Genomic DNA, 4,742 nt, shown 5'->3' with positions numbered 1-4,742 from the left:
AATTGTATAGCATTTTTCATATCCAAGCTGCGTCGAATTGTATAGCATTTTTCATAGCTATGAGGTACACATAGGGAGCAGGTCAATTTTGTAAGAACACTTGAACTATAAACGCTTGAACTACAGTGTTTTCGGGGTTTCAGTAGCAGTTATGAGTTATTTGAGTACATTTGGCGAATTTGACATGCTCCCTACACATAATTTTTTGGCGTTGCATGATTCTGGGATAATTTTTAATTAATAAAAAAGTTAAACTTTAGCACTCTCATGAAATAACTGAGTATAAATTGCCCTAATTTTCAGTCTAATAGTATTGAAAAAATGGTCACATAAGGGGGGAGAAAATTATCAATGTAAGAGCTGTGCTCGCCAATTTATTTAGTCTTATTCAAAATTATGTTATTCTCAAAAAGTTGGCTCTCCTATACTGATTATAGTAAATGAGTAGGTTAAATGAGCTTAACCCCTTAAATAGCAAGGGATTCAATCAAATAAAAATACATTGTATTGATGCAGTCGCTCATGGGGTAAACCCCCAAGACCGCTTAGGTGCGCTTTTATTAAAATTGCATTTTTAAATTACTCAAAACCTTAATTAGTAAGGGCTATGGCGATTATTTTATTATACTAATTTATCCTAGCCACCCTAGGAGAGCAAAAAAGTTAAATAATACTGTTTAACTATGTACCTAAAGGGGAAGGGTTTTAGGGCTATTGAAAGAATTCATAAAGTCAATCATAATACAGGAATTAGTTGGGTGAAGCAGATTGGTAATCAGCTACCTGATTATCATAAAAATTACAAAACACCACAAGTGGGTAAACTAGATTAACTGCAAACATTTATAGCAAAAAAAACTAAAATTTTGGTATGGACATCTTTAAACAAGGATTCCGATGATATTTGATAATATTTAATAGGATAATAAAGGGCAAACCCTTTTTAAAAAAATCATAAAACAATCAATAATTTTTATTGCTATTTGATTACATATGGATATAAAGTTTACCATCAATTTAGTCCAAATGGAGACCAGAGCGTTAGTAAAAAATCAATGACAATGGTCGAAGGATAGAATAGTCATTTGCGTCATTATCTAGCGCGATCACATCGTAAAAACTTTTGTTATTATAAGTCAATATAGATGTTATAGTTGTCAATAAATTCATGATTGAATATCTCAAAAACAAAAGGATTACTAAATTAATTTCAGTATTAATTTCAGTTTAACATTTGGGAGGGATTATGAAGCGATCGCTATCGAAAAAAACTCTAAATCATCCCACAGTAATGCAACGCCAATTTTTTAACTATTCCCTGTTCCCTATTCCCTGTTCCCTATTCCCTGTTCCCTATTCCCTGTTCCCTATTCCCTGTTCCCTATTCCCTGTTCCCTGCTCCCTATTCCCTACTCCCTGCTCCCTATTCCCTACTCCCTGCTCCCCATTTTGCCAAGTATTGACTACAATTTTCTAGGATGGCTTTGGCAGGTGTTTTAGCTTTGGACTTCGTCTACTAAGCAGGGAGTACACCTTGGCATAACGTTGTGACCAGTTGCTCAATACCAGAAGGGGGTAGTGGTTTTATGCCTAGAGTAGGATAGTGTTACTGGTCACTTATTTGACCAAGCCATGGGGCACTTGGGAAATCTTTGTTTATATAGCTCTGGTAAGGTTTCCCCGAGATAGTCTTGCTAAGTAAGCAGCATAAATCATTCCAGGAGAAAACGATGACCATTTCTCGTGTAAAAACAATTTTAGCGACCGTGTTACTCAGCACAGTATTGCTGGTAACATCCTGCGCTCAAAAAGCCCCCTCTCGTTTTGACCAGGCACAACAGGCCAGCAGCCAGGCTAGAAGTGGTCAGGCTGTTACCAAGAATGCCACTCAAGGGTCTCAATTCAACAAGTTTTTCCCACCATCAGGGGGTGGTTATCAACGAGTATATACCCAGGAGAAAAAAGGTTTTGCTCAAGCCAAGTTGAAGAAAAATGGCACTGAGGTGGCAGTTCTCTCAATTTCCGATACCAGCAGCATTCCTACCACTGCTGCCAAATATCAGCAAAGTGGTCAAACCATTGCTGGTTATCCAGCCCGGGAAATTGGTTCCACTCAAACCGCTATTTTGGTCGGTAAGCGCTACCAGGTAAAGATCCAATCCCGAGATCCGTCGTTTACCGCTAGCGATCGCAAAGCCTGGTTAGCAAAATTTAACCTCAGTGGTCTTGCCCGACTTTAGTAAATAAATGCTACAAGGAAAAAGGTGAATGGGGAATAAGCATCCTCAATCACACGAATCACGGGTGAGTAGGTCATTAGTCATCAGTCATTAGTTATCAGTAACTACGATCAGTAACTACGATCAGACTCGGTGTTGGTCACTCAGGACTAATAACCAAGGACTAATGACCAAGGACTAATGACTCGAAGGTATCAGATTGTAAAGGAGTCTGAGTGTGAGCAAAGCAATTTTTGAAATCGTTGATGATCTGCCAACGAAGAACCTGACCATCTCGGCGCTGAAGTCTCTAGACTTTGTTGTGCCTGGAGAGTGGGAAAATTTAGTGGGATTTGAAAATACCATTCGTGCGATCACTGGTGAAGAAGACGAAGAGGTAATTCAGGAAATTGGCGATCGCGCCGTCTATCTGTTCAATGACCGCTCCCAGGGCTACCAACGAGCGCTGTGGATTTACCAAACCATTGATAGCACTGGTACGGCTTTGGGTACAGCAGCTTTAGCGAACAAGGTTGGTGAAAAAATTCCCTTGTTGGGTTTCTTGAACAGGTTGACTCCGAAAGCTGACAAAGCCCAAACTATCGATCTGTCCATCAAAGTGGTAGGGGAATTGATCGGCTTTTGCCAAATTAATGGTCTGCCTGGGGATAGCATTGGTGACTTTGTGGGTGCCTTAGCTGACTATAGTGGCGCATCTATAATGCGTATGGCAGCACTGGTTTGTTTTGATGGTCTGATTCCCCTTGGTCCTGACTTTATCATGGGAGTACAGTCAACTCTAGAGCGTCTAACTCCCAACGAGTTGGAAGAAAGTGGGAGTTTCAAAGGGATCCAGGATGCGATTCCTGGGGATGATTCCGAAGGCAAGCTCAACTTTATTGGTCAAAGCTTTGAATCGGTGAAGGGATGGATGAGTGATTTCGTTACTGACCGAGGTGTGACCCCAGAACAAATCGCTAATAACTTGCAAAGTTTTATTGAGTTTTCTGATGACAAGTTAGACTATCTCGCCGCTTTTCTGGATATGTCTACTAACTATTATGAACACACTGGCATTCAAAGTCTGGCGCGTAGCTTAATTGAACGCGCCGCAGCGGAAATCTAGCACCATTTACGCATTAGTAGACAATTACGTTCGTCAGACAGACGTTGGTAGGAAACTTCGTCTGTCAGCTGATTCATAAACATCAACCCTCTGCCTCCTTCTTTTTCTAAAGGGTCATAGTCCTCTTGGCAGAGGGATTCCAGCTTGGATTGGAAATCAAAAGGCTGTCCATAGTCCCAAAGCCGCATTTCTAATCCATCAGTAAATAACTTTAACTCCAGCTCTATTACTGTAGTTTTAGGTAAATGTCGATGAGCATGGCGTACTACATTAGTAAATCCTTCCACCAAAGCAATTTGACACTGCTGCCAAAATTGCTGAGGCAGTAGGTCAGAAGTGAATTCCTCAAACCACTGTAATACATCTTTGACTTCACTCAAGTCTGTTTGGACCATTAGACGAGATTCTCGAAGCGGTTTTCCATTGCACATTAACCGACTGAGTTTCCAGGTTTTATTAATAAGCACCACTATTTTGTAAGATAAAAACAACAATGACTCTTCTGCAACACGGAGGTTCCGATCATCATGTCGATGCAGATCGGTCTAGTGGGAACCACTATATTAGCCTAAATTGATCGAATTTGATGGTACTTTTAAAAATTCTGGTGTTTACACGGTCTATGGCATTAGACTTCGCGGCAGTTGTCGGGAACTTCGGACAAGGGAACTTTGGATCAGCGGACAATAATTGAGAAAGACAGGATCACAAAAATACTTTGACAAGAGGTCTATTCTAATCTACTATTAAAAAATAGTTTTCGGTTCCAAGGTAAGCTAGGCTGGCATTTCATAAATTACCATCACCTTCCCCAGTAGGGGCGAAGGTGATGGGTCCAAACTCATCTAACCATAAAACTACATTCCATCTTTACGAACCACCACCAGGATAGTTTTGAAGATAATTCTGATATCATGGGCTAAGCTCCAGTGATGTTGGTATTTTAAGTCCATTTGAATGATATCTTCAAAACTACGGATTTTTGAGCGTCCATTCACCTGCCACTCACCAGTGATACCCGGTTTTACGTTTAAACGTTGCCACTCGGGAACCTCATATATTTCTACTTCATTGACTGTTGGTGGTCTTGTACCTACTAAACTCATCTCCCCTTTCAGAACATTCCAGAACTGAGGCAGTTCATCCAAGCTGGTTTTCCGTAAAAAATGACCTACTCTGGTGATTCTGGGGTCATTCTCATTCTTAAAAACTTTGCCATCAGCTTGATTTTTAACTTTCTCTTTTAGCTGTTCAGCGTTAGCACACATGGAGCGAAATTTCCAGATCCGAAACCGCTTTCCCATCCAACCACAACGGATTTGACCAAAAAAAATCGGACCAGGGCTATCTAGCTTAATAGCAAGGGCAATGGGAAGAAATAAAATACCAGTAATTCC

The 4,742-nt window shown here is 40.4% G+C and carries 5 protein-coding genes and 1 pseudogene; 4 read left to right on the top strand and 2 right to left on the bottom strand.

All coding sequences use genetic code 11. The features are described 5' to 3' along the window. Positions 1 to 989: 989 nt before the first annotated feature. The 4 genes and pseudogenes from F6K20_RS40865 to F6K20_RS24770 form a co-directional block, all read left to right on the top strand. Positions 990 to 1,139, top strand: a pseudogene (locus F6K20_RS40865) (IS1 family transposase); the annotation flags it as partial. Positions 1,140 to 1,246: 107 nt separating this feature from the next. Continuing rightward, the gene (locus F6K20_RS24780; protein WP_131827051.1) at positions 1,247 to 1,477 is read left to right on the top strand and encodes a hypothetical protein; all 231 of its coding nucleotides are present in this window, start codon (positions 1,247 to 1,249) and stop codon (positions 1,475 to 1,477) included. 253 nt (positions 1,478 to 1,730) lie between these two features. Beyond that, positions 1,731 to 2,240 carry a hypothetical protein gene (locus F6K20_RS24775; RefSeq protein WP_008187636.1) on the top strand — a complete coding sequence of 170 codons (510 nt, stop codon included), beginning with the start codon at positions 1,731 to 1,733 and terminating at the stop codon, positions 2,238 to 2,240. A gap of 217 nt (positions 2,241 to 2,457) precedes the next feature. After that, positions 2,458 to 3,345, top strand: a complete 888-nt coding sequence (locus F6K20_RS24770; RefSeq protein ID WP_008187638.1) for a hypothetical protein — start codon at positions 2,458 to 2,460, stop codon at positions 3,343 to 3,345. Here F6K20_RS24770 and F6K20_RS24765 read toward each other — a convergent pair. Together F6K20_RS24765 and F6K20_RS24760 are read right to left on the bottom strand one after the other, a co-directional pair. Beyond that, entirely contained in the window at positions 3,342 to 3,740 is a 399-nt protein-coding gene (locus F6K20_RS24765) for an ATP-binding protein (protein WP_008187640.1), read from the bottom strand. The genes F6K20_RS24770 and F6K20_RS24765 overlap by 4 nt on opposite strands. A gap of 462 nt (positions 3,741 to 4,202) precedes the next feature. Then, positions 4,203 to 4,742, bottom strand: a 540-nt coding sequence (locus F6K20_RS24760; protein WP_287296401.1) for a sugar transferase, incomplete at its 5' end; no start/stop codon positions are given.

Origin of the sequence: Moorena sp. SIO2C4 (genome assembly GCF_010672485.1) — a bacterium.
In the GTDB taxonomy this organism is placed as follows: domain Bacteria; phylum Cyanobacteriota; class Cyanobacteriia; order Cyanobacteriales; family Coleofasciculaceae; genus Moorena; species Moorena producens.
This window is presented reverse-complemented; position numbering and strand designations above follow the sequence as displayed.